The sequence below is a fragment of the Bdellovibrio sp. HCB-110 genome (genome assembly GCF_047323225.1).
GTDB lineage: Bacteria > Bdellovibrionota > Bdellovibrionia > Bdellovibrionales > Bdellovibrionaceae > Bdellovibrio.
In genome coordinates this window covers 998,848-1,017,405 of the sequence record NZ_CP178750.1, presented here as the reverse complement: position 1 = coordinate 1,017,405, position 18,558 = coordinate 998,848, and the positions used below count along the sequence as shown (strand labels likewise).

Genomic DNA, 18,558 nt, shown 5'->3' with positions numbered 1-18,558 from the left:
GACAACCCTCGCCATAGGTACCTGCTTCCCTCCGTTCAGAAAAAGGTACATGTTCCTTTTCGACACGATGGGAAGCTGGTACCTTGGGGTATGCAAGATGTTTCCAAGTTCAATCACCGACTGAAATTTCTCCTCACCGACATCGACGACACTCTGACTGATGAAGGCCATCTCGGCCCTGAAGCTTATCAAGCTCTCTGGGAGCTTCACGATTCCGGAATCCACGTGATTCCGGTAACTGGGCGTCCAGCGGGTTGGTGCGAAATGATCGCGCGCGTCTGGCCCGTGAGTGGCATTGTTGGAGAAAACGGCGGATTTTATTTTCGCTACCACGATAAAAAAATGCAGCGCCATTTTTTCTTTGATGAAAAAACGCAAAAAGAAAATCGCGTAAAACTTGGGCAGTTGGAAAAAGAAATTCTTCAGAAAGTTCCTGGCTGTGATCTCGCCAGTGATCAGTTTTGTCGCCTGATGGACTTAGCCATCGACTTCTGCGAAGACGTTCCCGCCTTGCCACGCAGTGAAGTCCAAAAAATAGTCGACATCTTTGAGTCTCACGGAGCTCAAGCCAAAGTCAGTTCGATTCACGTCAATGGATGGTTTGGCAGTTACGATAAACTCACCATGTCTTTGCGCTTCCTGGAAAAAGAATTCGGCGTGAGTGCTGACGAAGCAAAAAAAGTGTGTGGCTTTAGCGGGGACTCTCCGAATGATGAGCCGATGTTCACTTATTTCCCTCACAGTTTTGCTGTCGCGAATATTCAGAACTTTATTGATCAGATTAAGAACAAACCAACCTACGTTTCGAAAGCCCGTGGTGGCCTGGGATTTACTGAAATCGCAGCGGCTATTCTGAAAAAATAAGTTCGATGCGTTCGCAGAACATTCCATAGCGTACATTCTATTCTCGAGTGAAAAAGCGGTGATTCTTTCGCCGCTTCGTTTTGAGATTACGCATTTTACATAATAACCGAAAAAATCGTCGTAAGCTTTTTGAACTGAACAACGTTCAGTCATTCTTATGTTATCTCAAATCTTGTGAACAAACTTTGAACATCTATTTTTTTGAAAATGTCAGAAACGTGAACACACGAAAATATATTTTTTTCGCCCCATTTTTATTTTTCAAATTTAGCACTAACCTGTTTTTGGATCTCAATGAGGAGGGAACCACCATGAACAAACAGGTCATCGTTTCAGCATTGTTAGCGATTGGGTTTCTTGCAGGATGCAATAATAACTTAACTCCCCTGGAGTCGCAGAACGACAGCTCATCTCAAGAAGTGGCATCAGCTCCCGTCGTAAATAACTCGGAAGCACAAAAAATGCTTAATAGTATTGAGAGTGCTTTGAAAGAACATTCTGTTGATCATCAAGTCGCTGCGAAAATCACAAATCAAAAACTAATGTCAGGATTGATGTTAGATAGCTCACAAATCAGTATGATTATGGGCATGGCTGGTGCAGCACTGAACGGTGCGGGACTTGGCAACAGCAATGATTTAAGTGCGATCATTCCAGTTCTGATTGGCGGAGCCACTCAAGGCGCAGGGAACATCGGATTGCCAAGCTCGCAACTGAGCGACTTGCTAGGTCTTATCGGCAATGGATCGTTAAGTTCTATTCTTAACTCAACAACGGGCCTCGGCGGTGGTTTGCCAACAGGATTGATTCAAAATCTTACGGGTTCCTTGTTCCAAAACCTTCCTCTAGCGGGAGTCGGTTCAGGAAATATCTCTCAAGTGGCAGGATCATTAATTAGTTCACTGACTGGCAACTTGGGAAATACAGGTCTTGGTGGAACAGATCTTTCAAGCATCATTCAAAGTATTTCTTCTGGCGCGATGTTGGGAATTGGCAACTCAGGTTTTAGTCCATCCCTTTTGACAGGAATTCTTGGTCAAATCGGCATGGGTTCTGTGACAGGTATTTCTGGAATCAATCTTCCAGGCGGAATGAATGCCAACATGTTGCAAACACTTTTGGGTTCCTTCACTTCAGGTTCTAACTTCGGACTTGGCCAACTCGCAGGTTCGCAAGTTATCAATAGCTCTTTGATCTCCACTTTGCTTGGCAGCTTGACTCAAGGACAAACGGCCGCACTTCCTTCAACAGGAATGGGCTCAAGCCAACAACAAATGATGATGACCTTCATGCAAATGCTTCTTGCAAACCTTGGAAAGAAATAGTCTCTCCGAGATCTTCACAACCCACGATGATCCCATCGTGGGTTTTTGCTTTGAATCAAATCGTGACAGCAAAATTGAAACTGTTGTGTTTTCCTTAACGGATTATAGAATATCCAAATGGGAAAAAAATTTTGGCGGTCTCAGTTCTAATTCTGGTCCTAGGATTTTTCCTGAATATCTTTACTCATTCCACCCTGGGAAATTTACCGCAAACGCGTTTATGAAGACGTTCCGATGACCGAGCAGGAAATTATTCGGCTCAATGACCAAGAGATCGAAAACAGTTCTGTAGACGTGAAGAAGCTCTGAATAAAGCGATAGAACAAGCCGCCTTAGAACGCGAAAAAGCCCAAATCCATTTTAGAAGCTTACGCGTAAACCTAACATTCCTCCGTCAGCAAGAGGAACAAGTGCGGGTTGAAAAGTTATTTCATCTTCGCCCAAACGAGATTTCAATTCATAATAACGACGATTGTGTTCCGGAGGACCAGCCCAAAGATCAACAATTTCCCAAATCTTGAAACCAACGAATGCAACCGCGCCAAGAACAATGGCTCCCCCATTGCATGTGCGATACCCATCACCGTCCCAACAATCTCCCATTCCACTGGCCATCACAGCAATGGAACCCAACTCACCCACCGTGAAAATCCAACCCTTGTCTGTGTAACGACCTTGAATTGCATGACCGATTCCCAAACCTAAGGGCCACGTTCCTAAAATTCCACCAACAATATAACGACCTTTCGTGATCTCACCTCTTTGCAAAATATCGCGTTCTTTTTCAGAAAGAGATATGTACGAAACAGCATCTGGTCTTGGCACATTGGTTCCCTGCGCGATCTTTTCATGTTTCAGAGATGCCTTTTCAAACGTCATTCCTGTCTGTACTTTTCCAGAAACAATTTGAACTAAAGCCTTCTTGCCTCCCGCAGAAATCTTGGAGACCTTTCCCTGACCCGCGATATTCAGTTCAGATGTTAAGAAGTGAACCTCATCACCTGCGGCAAGATCTTCGTGTCCTTCCAAATTAACGAGAGCCTCTTTACCCGTTACGCGAGAAACAGTTTGGGCATTGGCACCCACCACGAACAAAAACGTCAGTGCAAAAAAGAACTTAATCATGAATCCCCTCAATTAGACTTTCCGGAAAATCATAGAAAGCCTCTACTGACTAATCAATTACTTTATGTCCCGAGACCGAATAAAGACTGTTTCAGAGTGAGACGGCTGTAGGCCGCTCTCGGTCCCCTGTCTCTTCCTTAAACAGCAAGCTCGTTTATAAACGAGCTTAAGCAGGTATAGCGTTCGCATAGAGTATCTATGGATAAAACCAAAAGGAGAGAGAGTTATGAAAAAACAAGTTAAATTGGCAATCGCTGCAATCATGATTTTGGGCTCAACAAAGGCATTGGCATATGATGAGTTCGATAATGAACACACAAGAATTATGGCGACTCAAGGACTCCAAATTAGGGAGATGATCAAAGAAATGAACAACTTCCAAGAGGAAGTCGGTTTAACTTCAACAGAGGAAGGTAATAAAGTTGGTCAGTTAACTAAGTTGATAGTAGAAGCGGAAACTATCAACCAAAATATCGAAACTTCCGAGTCTGAAAATGAAATCGACAACGCATGGTCTCAAGTTAAAGGGCTACACCAAACTGCCTGTGAAATTGCTCGCGGCAAAGATAGCTGCCCACAGTACTAATTCCCAAATGAACAAAATATCAAAAGCCCCCATTTTATTTCTTTCAGCCCTGTGCTTCAGCATGGGGGCTTGTTCATTTAAAAAGGATAGTGCAAAAAACAATAGTGGCACAGTCACTATCGAAGCTGTTCGCGATCCAAATCTCTGTGAAAATTTTCAACCGAAAACAGAAGATCTTGATATTGTATCGCTAAGCACAAGTACAAAGCCGGGCGATTTATGCATAGTCTGGTCTCAGCTTAGAAATGCTGAGACTCAAAAAGCACTTCTCTCAGTTCATCAAATCGCATTTAATAATTTAATTAAATCAATGACGGAATATTCCGAAAGTATTCCTCAAGATAAAAGAAAACTATACTTCAAAAACTTTCTTCAATGGTCCATAAAATTTTCAAATAATATCTCACAGCCAGCAGTACAAGATCTAATTGCACTTAACAACCGAACATCAAACTATGAATTTAACTCTGAAGTTGTACCTTCAGATTTCGCTGAAAAGAAACTATACCTATATATCCATACTGATCACTTTTCACTCGATGAGTTAGCAAGGTATACAGAAGCTCTCGTACAAAAAGTTTCACTGCAAACGCTCTGCTCGCAGGACTCTCTCAAGCTTGCTTTCAGGAGAAAAGCGCTCAGCTCCCACACCTTACATATTCTACAAATTTGTCGTACAACTTATGACTTAGATGACATTTTAGCACTAAGAGCCACATATCTCAGCCCGGTAAGCTATTCAGAGCTATTAACTTTACAAAATGCTCTTGATTCACATCTAATCATTCTAAAAGAAAATTCAACGTGGAAAGATACAGCTACCGTCGTTTCGTTAGCGATCAAGCGTCTCGACACCAATTTATTTAAACTTGCTCAACTCGCATACAAAAAGCAGAATACTCTGCTGTATAGTATGGCCTTCTCAAAACGCCTTCAGTACGATGTAGAAAAATTCATCACCATTTCAAGTCAATACATGCTGACGGAAACTCTCACTCGCGATGAAATTCTGGCAGCACTTACACTCGATGATAGCGCCGACTTATTCTCATACTTTTCTAAACACGACATTGTACCATCATCAGAAACTTCCTTCGAGGTTTTAAAAGAAATCAAAAGAGTTCGTGGCGAGTCTCCATCTTTTTATAAAGAGAAGGCCGTGGCAGCACTCCTCCAACTTCTGAAGAGTAATACATCCACCGGGTACAGTACTCATTCCAAAAGTTTAGACTTAGCAACATACGAAAGAAGACTCCTGATACACCGTCAGGGATCACAAATAATTTTAAATGAATTTGGATCTGCACCATTTGGGTTTCTAACAATAGCTCTTATGGCAGATCAAAGTTTTGACCTCAGATCAGAGGACTCCTCTAAACCGTTCCCTTATACTATGGGAGACGTTATTTTTAGAAAACTATACGTCGACCCAAACACTGAAATTCCAAGCTACATGGAAAGCCGGGCCATTAACTATGCACCATCTGGAACAATCATGTATTCAATCTCCGCGGAGATATTATTTACTTCAATCGCTGATTCGACAAACTTAAAAGACAATATTAAATGCAACACTACAGATGACGCTATATCTTGTGTCGATAAAGAGAAAGTCTATAATGATTTTCTAAAAATTATTGAAGCCATAAGAAAATCAAAACCAAAGTTTTATAAAAAAATCTAGAAACAAAAAAGCCCAGGACCTGGGCTTTTTCTTTTCGAAGATACTACGCTCCCGCAAAACTCAAAGGCTTCACCAGAACATCAGGACAGATCGTTGAACTTCCGGGTTTACCGTATTCATTTCCCAGGTCTTCGATTTCACGCAAAAGATCTAAGATATTTCCAGACATAACGAATTGATCGACAGGCCCGACACGTTTTCCGTTTTCATAAAGAAAACCTTCCGCCGGCATTGAGAAGTCACCGGTAGATTCTTTAAATCCCGCATGAAGACCTGCAGAGAACTCCGTCAAATGAACAACTTTATCGTAAGCAGACAAAAGATCTTGTAAAGACTTTGTCCCCTTCGCAACCACAAGATTCGTCGGAGCAATACCTTGCTGAGAAGCCGGACTGCGACGAGCATGGGCTGTGTGCGGAAGATTCATTTTCTTTGAATATTCCAAGTTCGTTAGGAAATTCTTAAGCACGCCATTTTCAAAAAGGACCGTCTTCTGTGAAGCAGCTCCCTCATCGTCAAACGGACGAACAGCACTTCCCGTGGGTTCAAATGGATCGTCAATCAGTTGAAACTTTTCACTGGCAATCTTTTGTCCAAGTTTTCCGTCAAACAAAGATTTTCCTTCATGAACTTCTTTTGCTGAAAAATAATCCGTGATCATTTGCAACATCATTGGAAACTGAGTGCGATCAATCACAACTGCATATTGACCCGTAGGAAGCTTCTGTGCTCCCAAACGAGCAAGTGCACGACCCACGCCTTCATCCGCCACTTTTTGCGTATTAATTTCTTTAAAAGATCTGACGAAAAATCCTTCGCCGTCCATTTTTGTCGACTCGCCCTCTTTAGCAAGAGGATAAGCGTAGCCGGAAAAATAGTTCTGTTTGAATTCCTGATCCAGACCTTCAGAGTTCAAAATTCTTTTAAAACTTACAGTTTCACTGAAGTTCGAATAGGGAACTGACTGAATGCGTGCATCCTTCTCCAAGCACTGCTCTTCCAACAAACGCGCCACTTCCATTTTTTTATCCATCGCAATTTCTTCAGGACGATAAAGATGGCTCATGGGCTGAATGGACTGGGGCTTCAACAAAGGAACTTCTTGAGTCTCCCCTTTTTGAACAGTCTTCGCGTTGTTCAAAGCCTCACGATACGTGCGAAGCAAAGACTCATCCGAAAGATTTTCGGTATAAGCATAACCTTGGTTGGCGCCCAAGATCACACGAAGCCCCGCCATTTGCGATTGTGTCGACTCAAAAGATTCAAGCTTCTTTTTTGAATAGCCGATATTGATGCTCTCGCCACCAGAAATAAGCATTTCTACTTTAGCGCCATCTTGCTTTGCTTGATCCGCAATTTTTTGAAAGTTCTGTTTAATTGTATCCATTATTTCGCTCTCCCGCCTACCATCAAACTTGAAACCAAGATCTGAGGTTGGCCTACAGCCGCTGGAATACTTCCGCTCACAGAGCCACACATTCCACGCGCCAATTTAAGATCGTTTGATACTTTCGTGATTTTTCCCAACGTGTCGATACCACGACCGATCAAACAAGCACCCTTAACCGCTTCATCAATACGTCCATTGCGAATGATATAAGCCTCACGCACCTGGAAGTTGTAATCACCCGTACCAGGGTTGACGGAGCCCCCACCTAATTTCTTCGCATAAAGACCGTAATCCACGTCGCGAATCATATCTTCAAACTTATCTTTTCCAGCAGCGATATAAGTGTTTCTCATTCTTGAAGCTGGAGCATATTTGTAAGATTGACGACGTCCGCTGCCCGTTGCCTCGTATCCTGTTTGGCGAGAACCCATTTCATCCACGATATAAGATTTCAAAACACCATTTTCGATCAATGTCGTTTTCTTTGTTTTGTTTCCTTCATCGTCAAAGTTCAAAGAGCCCCAACCATTTTCGATAGTACCATCATCAATTGCTGTTACGCTTTCGTGAGCGATTTTCTGTCCCAGCTTACCGCAGAACACAGAAGCATCTTTTGCCACACTTGTCGTTTCCAGACCGTGACCGCACGCTTCGTGGAAGATCACTCCCCCAAAAGCATTGTCGATGACAACTGGCATCTCACCAGCAGGAGCATAGTTAGCAGTCGTTAACATCACAGCGCAATCAACAGCTCTTTCAGATAGTGACTTCAAATCAATCTGATCGTAAATCTCTGAAGTTCCCATGTGACCTTCGTCTTCCGTTGAGCTTTCTTTCACACCATTGTTTTCTACGAAAGTTTCAAGACGAATGCGTGAATACGCACGCTCATCGTAAGCCATCAAACCGCGAGAATTTGCGATTTGCACTCTTTGGAATTTTTCATTCAATCCCGTTTCAACTTGGGTCACAGAGGAGTGACGAGCCCGCGCATGTTGATCCATGGAGTTCAACCATTGAAACTTGCGATCGCGATTCATCTCCCAAGGTTTTTCACCATAGGTGTGAATGGAGTCAAACGGCACTTGCATCAATGGCATTGTTTTCTTCGCAGCACCCGTTCCACGGCTTTGAGCCGCATTCAAAGCGGCTTTCACCAATCCCGTTTCAGACAAATCGTTTGTCGTCACATAGACAATTTCATGTCCAAAGAACAAACGAATTCCCGCACCGTAAAGTTGCCCTACGATAGCCTGTTCAGGTTTAGAATTTAAAACAGAAAGTTGAGATGAATATGTGTCTTCGAGAAAAATATCTGCGAAATCCGCCCCAGTACTTAAAGCTGCATCCAGAGCTTTCGTCAGGATTTGAGGTTGAACGATCATGAAGACCTCCTTGATCTAGCAAGGATAGCCCGAAAGCCCGCCCCTCCAAAGGGAAAACCAGAAGACGCAAGCAGAAAGCGCTCAAGTATTATCCCGCAGCACCTTGCCTGCAAAGTACCTTCCTGGACCCATGGCCATAAGGATGACGCAGAAAACAAATTATTGTTAATTTATCGATCTGGACTTCAAAGCCCATTAGAAACACCGATCTTTCTGCACATGAAACCTATAAACAAACTATTAGTTGTATTGTTCATTTTCGCCGGAGTCACAGTTGGCTGCACGGAAGAACCCGTCGCCGTTCTCGAGCAACCTTCGACAGATCCGAACCTTGAAGACGGAGTCGCAGCAGGTAGCCCCCTTTATTTAAAAGTCGGAGTTCAATGGGAATCCGCCGACCCAAAATCAGGATTTGAAAGAATGGGAAATTGCGCGTTGCCAGTGGATGCAACTCAAGGAAGTACAGTCAATTGCACTGTGAGCATTCCCGAAGGTCAGCTCTACTATAGCAATGTCAGCTTTGATGTTGGCACCTTCAACGCAAACTCTTGCCCTATCGTCGAATTTAGACCGTACTATTACCTACGGTCGAACACGGCCAACTTTACTCCCCCAGGAGAAACAGCCGCTATCGATTGTTCCCTCTTGCAAGACAAAAAATGCTGGGGAGGAGCCGCGCCCACTTTGGTCACAGACTTTCCCAAAAATACGGGCTACTATTTTCTCACTCTTGTAAATGCGACGGCTAACTACACTCTACCATCTGAAAATAAAACAAGATGGTATGGTGGCGATGGCGTAAACTACCTGGCGGCCAACGATCTTTCTTTAGCCTCTGCCATTGCCCCGGTTGCTACAGGCTCTCAACAACGCGTAGGACAAGTCGCACTTGATCCTAACTGGTATGGATATCAAGTAAACTGCACTGATCATTGGGCTCGCGTCTTATACACGATCAATCTAACAATACGAGACGAAAACCAGGACAACTCCCACTCAGGGCCTGAAGACGAACTTACTGACTGGTTCTAAAAAAACAAAACCCACACCTTACGGAGTGGGTTTTTGCATTTCACATTTTCAGAAATCTCTTACTTGCGGATTTTCGCTCTGTACATGCGTTTTTTCTTAGAGATTCTTTTCATTCTGTGACGGATACCTTTTTTAGATTTACCTTTTACTGCCATTTTAAACTCCTTGTATTTATCAATTCAAAAACTGCTTCAGCCTTCACTCCCTCTCGGGAGCTTCGGCACTGCGACCTCGCGGTCCTAATTCTTTTTCGTTGGAACGTTCATTAATGCCGCAAACGGATTGTTGAACGGATTCGCTGGTTTTGGAGGAGGTCCCGAAGGACGTTGTCCGCCGCCACCGTGAGGGCGTCCACCACCACCAGAAGGTCTTTGGCCTCCAGCGCGTTGATCAGGACGTCTTTCACCACGAGGAGCCGACGCTTCCGGAGCATCATCCATCTTCATCGTCAAAGAGATCTGGTTTTTCACAACATCTACTTTAAGAACTTTCACAGTCACATGATCGCCTGGATTTACCACTTTACGAGGATCATCCACGAATTTGTGAGAAAGAGCTGAGATGTGCACAAGACCGTCTTGATGAACACCGATATCAACGAACGCACCAAAGTTTGTTACGTTCGTCACGATACCAGGACAGATCATGCCTTCTTGAAGATCTTTAACTTCCATAATATCGTCACGGAATTGGAAAACTTTGAACGGATCACGAGGGTCACGTCCTGGCTTTTCAAGTTCTTTCACGATGTCATCAAAAGTGAACTCACCCACAAGTTGAGCCCATTTAGTTCTTTGCGCGACAAGTTTCTTCGCACCTTCACCAATGATCTCAGTCAAAGAAACGCCCATGTCTTTCGCCATGTCCGTCACAGCTTGGTAACGCTCAGGATGGATACCTGTAGAGTCCAAAACTTGTTTTCCAGTCGGAATTCTTAAGAAACCGGCCGCTTGTTCGAAAACTTTCGCAGAGAACTTAGGAACTTTCAAAAGCTCCGCACGGTCTGTGAACAAGGCTTTCTTACGAGCTTCCACGATCCCTTTCGCAAGTGCCGGACCAATGCCCGCAACATGGGAAAGCAACGCTGCCGAAGCTGTGTTCACGTCAACGCCCACGTTATTCACGCAAGACTCAACGACAGCTTCCAATGATTTTTTCAATTGTGATTGGTTCACGTCATGTTGGTACTGACCCACACCGATAGATTTTGGATCTACCTTCACAAGTTCCGCCAATGGATCTTGCAAACGACGCGCGATCGAGATCGCACCTTTTACTGTCACATCAAGATCTGGGAACTCTTCACGAGCCACTTCAGACGCTGAGTAAACAGAGGCCCCCGATTCAGAAACCATCACCACAGGAATGTTTTTGCCAAGATCTTTCAAAACTTTACGCAAGAAAGATTCAGTCTCACGACCGGCAGTTCCGTTTCCTACGGCAATCGCTTCGATTTGGATTTGTTTTAGTACGTCGCCAAAAAGAGCTTTCGCTTTTTTATCAGCATCGTCACCCAAAGTGTAAAGAACGGTGTGAGAAATGAAAGCGCCTGATTTATCAATCAAAGCCACTTTGCAACCTGTTCTTAAACCAGGGTCCACGCCCAAAACGCATTTTGGTCCATAAGGAGAAGCCAACAAAAGTTTACGAACGTTTTCAGCAAAAACTGTGATCGCATCTTGATCAGCTTTTTCTTTCAATACGCGGTGAACTTCGTTCACAACAGAAGGAAGAACGTAAACGTTCAACGCCAAACGAGCCGACTGTTTTAAGTAATCGCCAATAGCATTGTCCGGAGTTGAAGTCGCAAACTTTTCGTAAGACTTCAAATTGTCTTCGTCATCCGCTTTCACGTCGACAGACAATTCTTCTTCTTGCCAGCCACGTCTCATCGCCAAGTAACGGTGATTGTTTTTTGCATCAAGAAGATTTTTAACCGGCTCTTCAAATTCCTTATACATATCGTATTTAGAATTTGGCTTAAAGCCTTTCGCCGCTTTTGCAACCACGCGACCTTTTTCATTGTAGTTTTTTGCAACCATCGCACGAAGATCCGCATCATTGGCAATTTTATCCACCAAGATGTCTTGCGCACCTTTAAGCGCTTCTTCGTATGTCACGATTTTGGCAGTTGGGTTGAGGAAGTTTTTCGCCTTCATCTCCATCGTTTGATCGTCTTTGATCAAACCATGACCCATATCCCAAATCCATTGCGCCAAAGGTTCCAAACCGGCTTCGCGCGCGATTGTGGCTTTGGTTTTTTTCTTTTTCTTGAACGGTTTGTAGATTTCTTCCAACTCGCCCAAATCCCAAGAAAGCTCGATACGCTTTTGGATTTCCGCCGTGAGGTTGTTTTGCTCCCCGATCTCTTTGATCAAGAAAGCTTTACGCTTCACGATTTCGTTGTAAGTTTCGTGACCTTCAATAACGGCGCGAATTTGAACCTCGTCCAAATTCCCAGTTTTTTCTTTACGGTAACGAGCGATGAATGGAACTGTTGCGCCTTCCGCAGCAAGCTCAATAACAGCTTGAGCTGATTTTGCAGAAACGGTAGGTGCAATACGTGCCAAATAACTCTGAAGAGCCTGATCCATAGAACCTCTAGATTTAATTGGAAGTTTCGGGTGATTGAATCAAAATATAATTTATTTGTGACGGAACATGATCAGGCCATGACTCGGATCGTAAGGAGAAACCCCTACGCTCACACGGTCGCCCACAACCACGCGAATATTAAAACGTCTCATTTTTCCGCAAAGCTTTGCGTTAATGATCGCTTTATTGTCGAGTTCGATCTTGTAAAGACCCCCAGCGAGGGCGTCGATAACTTTTCCATCAATTTGTACTAAATCGTCTTTTGCCATGCAGATAAATTAGTAGGTTAGTTTGCAGCGCCTTGCAATATTTTTCTGTCCTACGACAGCTTCCTATTGCTGATCAGCATTCGTTTTCCGTCCTCAAAAAGCACTTCTAAACGGTCGTATTCATTTGAAAGAATGAAACCCCAACCAAAGATCTTGTGCTGCAGCGGAGTCTTTGCCTCAAATTGACCCGAAATAGTATATGAGGGCGCCTTCATGGCCTTATACTTCTCATGAAGTTCATGCCACTTTGCCTGGTCCTCAGACATTCCAGACTTATCAACCTTAGTCTTTTTCTCTTTTTTAGGAGCGGGTTCGATGGCTTCAACTGGAGCCATCTCGACTTTTGCTTTTTTCTCAGCTTTCGCTTTTTCAACTTTCGCCGGAGCCGCTACTGGAGCTGATTTCGGAGCTTTCTCCGCTTTTGCTTCTTTCGCTTTTGGCGCAGGTTTTGTGGCCTTTGCAACCGCCGCAGGTTTTGCTGGGGCCTTTACTGGCTTAGCCGATGCCTTCGCAGCAGGTTTTGCTGGTGCTTTTTTAGCCTTTGCCGCAGGTGCTTCCTTCTTTGCAGCCTTCTTAGCCATCTCAGTTCCTCTCTAAATTAAAGGTGAGAAAAGATCGAAACATGTTTAATAAGCACATCTATACTATCACCCAGTGACTTGACATCAAAAAAATAATAGGAAAGTGTTAGCGCGAGGCATCACTATGATTACAGCAGAAGTTATTAAAGATCTAAATTCGTCCGATCTCACCTTTGTGTCTGGCCGTCTTGAGGCTGTTGCGACCAAGGTTCTTCCTCCAGAAAGTTGTGATTCTGAAAGTTTGGTTTTCGTTTCGAAACCAGATCAACTCGCAGCTGCACTGAAGGTCAAAGCTCCCATCGTGGTTGCCCACAAGGCCCTGCCACTTCCTAACGATACCGGCACTGCTTTCTTTCAAGCCGGTTCTATACAATTGGGCATGGCTGCGATCCTTCCTCTTTTTGACGGCAAGATGAATCGTTTCAACCAGGAAACGAAAATTCATCCGACAGCTTCTATTCATCCGTCAGCGCATCTGGGTAAGAATGTCGGCGTAGGTCCTTACGCCGTGATTGGCGAACACGTTAAAATCGGTGACGGTTGCACTATCGGCGCGCACACAGTGATTGAGTGCTATGCGGAGATTGGCGATCATACTTTGCTTCATCCACAAGTCTTTATCGGAGCTCATTGCACTCTAGGTTCTCATTGCGAAATTCATCCTCACACGACTATCGGCGCTGATGGCTTTTCTTTTGCGATGACCCGCGAAGGCACACATAAAAAGATTCCACAAATCGGTCGCGTGGTGATCGGCAATCATGTGGAGTTAGGTGCTAACTGTGCGGTGGATCGCGCAGCTCTTACTGAAACTAAAATCGGCAACGGCACCAAGATGGATAACTTCTGTCATGTTGCTCACAATGTTGTGATTGGTGAAAACTGTGTTATGGCCGCCGGCTTTAAAGTCGCAGGTTCAAGCACCATCGGAAACAACTGCATGTTCGGCGGAGAAGCCGCAGTGTCAGATCATATAACGGTTTGTGACCGCGTGATCGTCGGCGGACGTGGTGGCGTGACCTTCAGTATCACAGAGCCTGGCCAATACGGAGGTTATCCTATTGAACCTCTCCGTGATGCTCTAAAAACCTTGGCCAACAAAACCCACATCACTCGAATGAGAAAAGACCTGGCTCGTGTTCTAAAACACTTGGGCCTTAATGCAGAATAAGGAGACACATCATGTCCTATCAGTTTTATAAAGTCCTTCACCTACTTGGCCTTATGCTTTTGTTCTTTGGCTTCGGAGGACTTCTTATCGCCGCTTACGCAAGAATCGAGCTTAAAAAACCAGCTCGCATCATGGCGTTCATCACTCACGGTGTCGGTCTTCTTCTAATTCTTGTGAGTGGTTTCGGTATGGCAGCGCGTTTGGGCCTTGTGACAGGTCTTCCTGCATGGGTGCAAGCAAAGATCGGTATTTGGGTTCTTTTGGGAGTCGGTATTTCTTTGGTGAAAAGAAAAGGTTATATCGGCTGGCCCGTTGCAGTTCTACTATGGGGTCTTGGCACTTCCGCAGCTTTCATCGCGGTAAATAAGCCGTTCTAATTTTTAAATAAGACTCCTTACGAAAAAGGTCTTTGGTTTTCCAAAGACCTTTTTTATTTTCAGGTCACTCGTTCAAAGATTTCCTGATCCTCTCTACTTTGTTCTGCAACTTTGCAAAGTGAGATCCTTCCCAATAAATACGATGACACGTCGGACATTCGTAAAAAGTATCGTAAAGAGAAAAAGTTTTTTCATCAATCCGATTTCGAATAGATTCCTTTTCCACTTTTTCAATGAGTGTATTGCACTCCAAACAACGCGACAAAGCCTCAGCCCCCGCACCTACAGGAAACTGACTTAAAACTTCGAATAGTTGTTCTTGAGGAGGCTCACTTTTGACAAGGTATCCCCTCCCGTCGGGAATTCTCTGAAAAAGGCGGCGGTCTTTGGTGAGGATAATACGGTTTTCTTTTTCAGCAATGGCAAGAAGCTCATCATCACTGATGGCTTTAAGAGAGGCCGCATCCACACCCATCATGCGGAGCTGCCTCACTAGGCCCAATAAATTTTCATCGACTAAAAAATGATATTCGTCACTCATGGCTTCAGAGTGCAGGAGACACTGTGCGTGTCTTGTGCAATCCGAACCCAGGTTACATCTTTCGCTGTGAACTCAGAAGAACTTTCTAATTTGTCGACCATCAGGTTTTGCAAAACTAAAACAGAACCGTCTGTAGAAGCGACAGTAAGACCGGACTCACTCGTTGCAGGAGCGTTCTCAATCAGAAGTTGATATTGTATTTTCTTTTGTTCGTCACCGAACTGAATTTGCACAAAACGGCCGATGCTGTCTTCAATGATTAAAGTCATCAAAGGCTGAGACTGTTCTTTCACAAGTTTTCCGTCGACACGAAGTTGGCACTCGATATTTTTGTAGTTCAGGACGGGCAAAGCGGCTTGGGCGTTACAAGACAACGCTAGAAGGAGAAGAACGTATTTCATATAAATATCCTTTACAGCTGCTCTCGGATTTTAAGCAAGTCTGACCATCCATGAGCGGCCTTCCTGCCAGCCATCGTGGCCATCAGGGAATGTATTGTTTAATCCTCAGGCAGACACTCTTCTTTCCTGGCCACGACGGCCAGGAAACAGCCTTCCACGGATGGAGGCACTTCGCACAACTGTCACAGCCGAACGAAGCGACTCTCTAAAACATACTATACTTCAAGAAACGGCATTCGATGTTGCCGTTGAAAACGAAATGCTTGCGAGTTGATTTCAATTTAAGGTCCGCGATCAACTCTTTATTTCCCGAAAGAATCCAAGCATCCCAACCTTTGAATCGGTGTTTCATTGTGAAGCTCAAGTCACGATAGACGTCACGGAGGTTGTCTTCGTCACCGATACGCGCTCCGTACGGAGGATTCACGATGATCATGCCTTTTTCAACAGGAGGTTCAACTGTAGCAACCGCTTCTTTTCTGAATTCGATTACTTGGTCTACACCTGCGCGCTTAGAATTGTCTTTGGCATTTTTCAAAACGCGGTTGTCGATATCAAAACCGTAGAACTTAAATGGAAGCTCTTCTTTTTCGGCGTCCATGGCTTCTTGAACAACTTTTTCCCAAGTCGCTTCTTCATAGTTCAACCAGTTTTGGAAACCGAATCTTTTGCGGTTGATACCAGGAGCGATATTCAAAGACATCATCGCCGCTTCAATCAAGAAAGTTCCAGAGCCGCACATGAAGTCAACAAGAGGACTTTGACCATCCCACTCTGTGACTTTAATAAGACCTGCTGCCAAGTTTTCTTTCAATGGAGCTTCGCCCACTTCTTTACGGTAACCGCGCTTAAACAAGCTGTCGCCAGAAGTATCAATCGCCACGTTGAATTGATTTTTAATTGCACGCACATGAATGCGCAAAGAAGGATTTTCGTTATCTACGTCAGGACGAACACCGAATTTTTCACGGAATTGATCGACGATAGCGTCTTTCACCTTCATCGCAACAAAACGTTGATCGCGCATTTTAGAGTCAGAAATGCTCGCATCAATAGAAATCGTCTGAGTTGGTTTAATATATTTTGTGAAATCGTGACGAAGAATTTGTGAGTAAAGTTCTTCAGGCTGGTAAGCCGTGAAATCCAAAACAGGCTTCAAGATACGGCTGGCTAAACGAGAGTGAAGATTCGCTTTATAGCAACCTTCCCAGTTACTCTCAAAGAACACGCCACCGATATATTTATCAGTAACTTTAAGACCTAGTTCTTTAAGTTCTTTTTCTAGAGGTTCTACAAGGCCACGGGCTGTGGAGGCAAAAAATTGAGGCATGGGCTGGTCCTTTCGTCTGTTAAGAAAGAACCAGTCCCCTTGTGAGCACTCCGACTTCGTCGGAGTGACTCGCGCTGGTCTTCCTATGTTTCGCGATACTGTGGTCCACCGCCCCCTTCAGGAACGGTCCACTCGATGTTTTCGAATGGGCACTTAATATCACAAGTTTTACAGTGAATACAGTTAGTATAATTGATTTGTAAGTCCTTCTTACCGGCCTCTACTTTTGACGGTACCATCTCATATACGCTAGCTGGGCAGAAATGATTACAAGGTGATTTGTAATTAGGCTCACATACCGTACGGCAGATGTCTCCATCCTTCAAAATAAGGTGGTTTGGAGAGTCCTCGTCATGCATTGTGCCCGTCAAATAAACGCTAGAAAGCTTATCAAAGAAAAGCTCCCCATCTGGCTTCGGAAGCTGGTTGTCTTCATGGTCTAAACCATAAGGACCCCAGATATCGACCACTTTTTCCGTCGTATCGGCGTCAATGTGCTCGATTTTCATATGATCGTGAAGACCACGGCCACCCGTCATCTCTTGCAAAGCAATCAATGGCATCGAAGCAAACATACCTTTGCTCAATGTTTGGTGGAAGTTACGAACACGGTAAAGTTCGTCTTTCACGTAGCTGCCTTCAACGCGTTTCTCAAAGCCTTGAGTTGTCGCTTCAGAGAAATCGCCGCCTTTAACAAGGCCTTCCACGATCGTCTCTGCCGCTTGCATTCCTGACTTCATCGCCAAGTGAATACCTTTAAGCTTTTGCACGTCCACCATGCTTGCAGAGTCTCCGCAAACCATGAAGCCATCGCCGTAAAGCTTCGGCATTGAGTACCAACCACCGGCAGGCAATGTCTTACCGCCATAGGCAATCACTTTCCCGCCCTTAAGCATGTCTTTCAAGAACGGATGAGTTTTCAATTTTTGCAATTCACGGTGTGGATCTAGCAATGGATCTTGAGTATCGAGGTATGCCACAAGACCTACGATGATTTTATCACCTGGAAGAGTGTAGATGAAAGTTCCACCGATAGATTTTGAAAGAGGGAAACCCAAAGTATGGATGACTTTTCCAGCCTCCACCGTGCCCGGAGGCATTTGGATAACTTCCTTTACACCTTCTTCAAACACTTCTGGATTTTTTCCAGCGCGAAGGTTTAATTTTTTCTCGACTTGTCTGAACAAAGATCCGCGAGTTCCCTCAGCAAAGATCACGACTTTTGATTTTAAAATCAAACCCGGTTCAAAGTTCGCTTTTGGTTTTCCGTTTTTATCACGGCCTTTATCGCCCGTGCGAACACCAACGATTTTATTTCCTTCATACAGCGCTTCCACAGCCGCAAAGCCTGGGAAGATATTGATACCCTTCTCTTCACACTTCGTGCCCAACCAACGGTTGAACTTGCTCAAAGAGATGATGTAGTTGCCTTCGTTATGAAACGGAGGAGGAGTCACTGGAAGCTTGAAAGAGAAATCAGAACCAAGATAGTAAACCGCATCTTTCTTCACTTCCGAATCAAGAGGGCAACCTTCGTCTTTAAAGTTGGGAACAAGTTCACTCAAAGCTTTCGGATTGAGAACCGCGCCCGAAAAACTGTGGGCACCGATCTCAGAAGCTTTTTCAAGAACAACGATCATTTGCTCAGGGATTTGTTCGCCCTGCTTACGGCCTGCTGAAACATCTTCGTTGTGTTTTTGAATTTGATTTTGCAAATGAAGCGCGCAAGAAAGTCCCGCAGCACCACCGCCGACGATCAAAACATCGACATCCATGGTTTCGCGAGTTACGCCTTCTGGTAGATCATTATACGTTGACATAGGTTCTCCAAAAAATCTTTAAACTACTTCAGTTCCGCGAGCCGAGCTCGCTACACTCTGTGCGCATCCGCGCGCGCTGCCG

17 protein-coding genes are annotated in these 18,558 nt (G+C 44.4%); 7 read left to right on the top strand and 10 right to left on the bottom strand.

The window, feature by feature from the left end; translation table 11 throughout:
• The first annotated feature begins 90 nt into the window (after window positions 1-90).
• A complete protein-coding gene (locus ACL934_RS04895; RefSeq protein WP_374078302.1) occupies window positions 91-864 on the top strand; it encodes an HAD family hydrolase in 774 nt (257 codons plus the stop codon).
• Between the two features lie 311 nt (window positions 865-1,175).
• A complete protein-coding gene (locus ACL934_RS04890) occupies window positions 1,176-2,189 on the top strand; it encodes a hypothetical protein (RefSeq protein ID WP_374078301.1) in 1,014 nt (337 codons plus the stop codon).
• Between the two features lie 360 nt (window positions 2,190-2,549).
• On the opposite strand, the gene ACL934_RS04885 is transcribed toward ACL934_RS04890, so the two are convergent.
• Window positions 2,550-3,314, bottom strand: a complete 765-nt coding sequence (locus tag ACL934_RS04885; RefSeq protein ID WP_374078299.1) for a hypothetical protein — start codon at window positions 3,312-3,314, stop codon at window positions 2,550-2,552.
• 226 nt (window positions 3,315-3,540) lie between these two features.
• Here ACL934_RS04885 and ACL934_RS04880 point away from each other — a divergent pair, with 226 nt between their 5' ends.
• Window positions 3,541-3,900 carry a hypothetical protein gene (locus ACL934_RS04880; RefSeq protein WP_374078297.1) on the top strand — a complete coding sequence of 120 codons (360 nt, stop codon included), beginning with the start codon at window positions 3,541-3,543 and terminating at the stop codon, window positions 3,898-3,900.
• Between the two features lie 7 nt (window positions 3,901-3,907).
• On the top strand, window positions 3,908-5,584 hold the full coding sequence (locus ACL934_RS04875) for a hypothetical protein (protein ID WP_374078295.1): 1,677 nt from the start codon (window positions 3,908-3,910) through the stop codon (window positions 5,582-5,584).
• A 43-nt stretch (window positions 5,585-5,627) separates the two neighbouring features.
• Here ACL934_RS04875 and ACL934_RS04870 read toward each other — a convergent pair whose 3' ends face one another.
• Both ACL934_RS04870 and ACL934_RS04865 read right to left on the bottom strand, forming a co-directional pair.
• The gene (locus tag ACL934_RS04870) at window positions 5,628-6,971 is read right to left on the bottom strand and encodes a TldD/PmbA family protein (RefSeq protein ID WP_374078292.1); all 1,344 of its coding nucleotides are present in this window, start codon (window positions 6,969-6,971) and stop codon (window positions 5,628-5,630) included.
• Window positions 6,971-8,359 carry a TldD/PmbA family protein gene (locus ACL934_RS04865; RefSeq protein ID WP_413613189.1) on the bottom strand — a complete coding sequence of 463 codons (1,389 nt, stop codon included), beginning with the start codon at window positions 8,357-8,359 and terminating at the stop codon, window positions 6,971-6,973. The genes ACL934_RS04870 and ACL934_RS04865 overlap by 1 nt, the downstream gene beginning before the upstream one ends.
• A gap of 219 nt (window positions 8,360-8,578) precedes the next feature.
• On the opposite strand from ACL934_RS04865, the gene ACL934_RS04860 reads away from it, so the two are divergent.
• On the top strand, window positions 8,579-9,391 hold the full coding sequence (locus tag ACL934_RS04860; RefSeq protein WP_413613188.1) for a hypothetical protein: 813 nt from the start codon (window positions 8,579-8,581) through the stop codon (window positions 9,389-9,391).
• 239 nt (window positions 9,392-9,630) lie between these two features.
• Here ACL934_RS04860 and ACL934_RS04855 read toward each other — a convergent pair whose 3' ends face one another.
• Genes ACL934_RS04855 through ACL934_RS04845 form a run of 3 tightly spaced genes read right to left on the bottom strand, consistent with a single transcriptional unit; the run spans window position 9,631 to window position 12,836 of the window.
• Window positions 9,631-11,985, bottom strand: a complete 2,355-nt coding sequence (locus tag ACL934_RS04855) for a helix-hairpin-helix domain-containing protein (protein WP_413613187.1) — start codon at window positions 11,983-11,985, stop codon at window positions 9,631-9,633.
• Between the two features lie 51 nt (window positions 11,986-12,036).
• Window positions 12,037-12,255, bottom strand: a complete 219-nt coding sequence (gene infA, locus ACL934_RS04850) for a translation initiation factor IF-1 (protein WP_295903401.1) — start codon at window positions 12,253-12,255, stop codon at window positions 12,037-12,039.
• 50 nt (window positions 12,256-12,305) lie between these two features.
• Window positions 12,306-12,836 (bottom strand): hypothetical protein, encoded by a 531-nt coding sequence (locus ACL934_RS04845; protein ID WP_374078285.1) that lies wholly within the window; start codon window positions 12,834-12,836, stop codon window positions 12,306-12,308.
• A gap of 124 nt (window positions 12,837-12,960) precedes the next feature.
• Here ACL934_RS04845 and lpxD point away from each other — a divergent pair, with 124 nt between their 5' ends.
• Together lpxD and ACL934_RS04835 are read left to right on the top strand one after the other, a co-directional pair.
• The gene (lpxD, locus tag ACL934_RS04840; protein ID WP_374078283.1) at window positions 12,961-14,007 is read left to right on the top strand and encodes a UDP-3-O-(3-hydroxymyristoyl)glucosamine N-acyltransferase; all 1,047 of its coding nucleotides are present in this window, start codon (window positions 12,961-12,963) and stop codon (window positions 14,005-14,007) included.
• A gap of 11 nt (window positions 14,008-14,018) precedes the next feature.
• The gene (locus ACL934_RS04835) at window positions 14,019-14,384 is read left to right on the top strand and encodes a hypothetical protein (protein WP_374078280.1); all 366 of its coding nucleotides are present in this window, start codon (window positions 14,019-14,021) and stop codon (window positions 14,382-14,384) included.
• A 64-nt stretch (window positions 14,385-14,448) separates the two neighbouring features.
• On the opposite strand, the gene ACL934_RS04830 is transcribed toward ACL934_RS04835, so the two are convergent.
• The 4 genes from ACL934_RS04830 to ACL934_RS04815 form a co-directional block, all read right to left on the bottom strand.
• Window positions 14,449-14,925 (bottom strand): DUF5615 family PIN-like protein, encoded by a 477-nt coding sequence (locus ACL934_RS04830; RefSeq protein WP_374078277.1) that lies wholly within the window; start codon window positions 14,923-14,925, stop codon window positions 14,449-14,451.
• Window positions 14,922-15,326, bottom strand: coding sequence for a hypothetical protein (locus ACL934_RS04825; protein ID WP_374078275.1), 405 nt, complete (start codon window positions 15,324-15,326; stop codon window positions 14,922-14,924). Before ACL934_RS04825 ends, ACL934_RS04830 begins: the two co-directional genes overlap by 4 nt.
• A 205-nt stretch (window positions 15,327-15,531) precedes the next feature.
• On the bottom strand, window positions 15,532-16,656 hold the full coding sequence (locus ACL934_RS04820) for a THUMP domain-containing class I SAM-dependent RNA methyltransferase (protein ID WP_374078273.1): 1,125 nt from the start codon (window positions 16,654-16,656) through the stop codon (window positions 15,532-15,534).
• A gap of 83 nt (window positions 16,657-16,739) precedes the next feature.
• Window positions 16,740-18,476, bottom strand: coding sequence for an electron transfer flavoprotein-ubiquinone oxidoreductase (locus ACL934_RS04815; protein ID WP_374078271.1), 1,737 nt, complete (start codon window positions 18,474-18,476; stop codon window positions 16,740-16,742).
• Window positions 18,477-18,558: the final 82 nt, after the last annotated feature.